Genomic DNA, 935 nt, shown 5'->3' with positions numbered 1-935 from the left:
CGTTAACGACGTCGCTATGCACGTGTCTTAGCCGATCACCCCACGCTCAGGCAGGCGGTGGAAATCGGGTGGTTACGATCATCTGGCCGCCGATCATGAAAAGCTTTCCACCAAGGGGTCCATCAGCTGGCGTCAGACGCGTCCGTTTACGTGCTGCGGAAAGAACCAGCGCCCGGAAGAGACGCGATCCTGGTTCGACAACGGCTGGGTTCACAGAGCGACATGCACAGAATGCGGAACCTGGGCGGTCAGCAACGAACACGCGGGATTCCGCGCGAATGCTCTCTACACCACCTTCAGAAACCTGGAGTCTATTGTCAAAGATTGGCTGGACGCACAGGGAGATCGGGCGAAGCTCCGGCAGTTTGTCAACGAGACCTTGGCCGAAACTTTCGAGTCTGACGACCAGCAGGTCCATTTCGAAGCCAAGCCCGAGATGCTGGCGGCTCGGGTCGAGGTCCCCTGGGATAAAGTCCCGGCTGGCGTCAAATACATCACGGCCGGGGTCGATAACCAAACCGGGGAAGCTAACGGAAAGACCGACCAGACCCGAGCGCGACTCGAGTGCGAAGTCGTGGGCTGGGGAGATGGTGATGAGTCTTGGTCTCTGGGATATCACGTTATACCGGGCGACCCCGCAACATCTGAGCCCTGGGACATCTTGGAGGAGGATATCCTTCTCAAGCCCTTCGAGACGGAGGACGGAAGGATTCTATATATCCAGGCGTGCGGCGTAGATGCTGGGGGACATCATCGCAAAAGCGTCGAGGAGTTTTGCGCTGGCAAAGATAACCGCCGCGTGTGGACCCGCGTCCTCCGCTCGGCACTCCGTGAAGCGGACGACGACATGGATCTGATCGTATGCGCCGTCTCTGACCCATTGATTTTGCGCATTCCTGGCTTGGGTGGTCTCTGCCACCTGTCCGTCGAAGCAG

The 935-nt window shown here is 58.7% G+C and carries 1 protein-coding gene; it reads left to right on the top strand.

The window, feature by feature from the left end; genetic code table 11:
* Positions 1-34 precede the first annotated feature (34 nt).
* Positions 35-935: terminase gpA endonuclease subunit (locus ACFOM8_RS23025; protein ID WP_377764687.1), on the top strand; the 901-nt coding region annotated here is incomplete at its 3' end.

Origin of the sequence: Paracoccus angustae (genome assembly GCF_042648745.1) — a bacterium.
Lineage (GTDB): Bacteria > Pseudomonadota > Alphaproteobacteria > Rhodobacterales > Rhodobacteraceae > Paracoccus > Paracoccus angustae.
The sequence above is the reverse complement of the archived record's forward strand: the minus strand, read 5'-3'. Positions and strand labels throughout refer to the sequence as shown.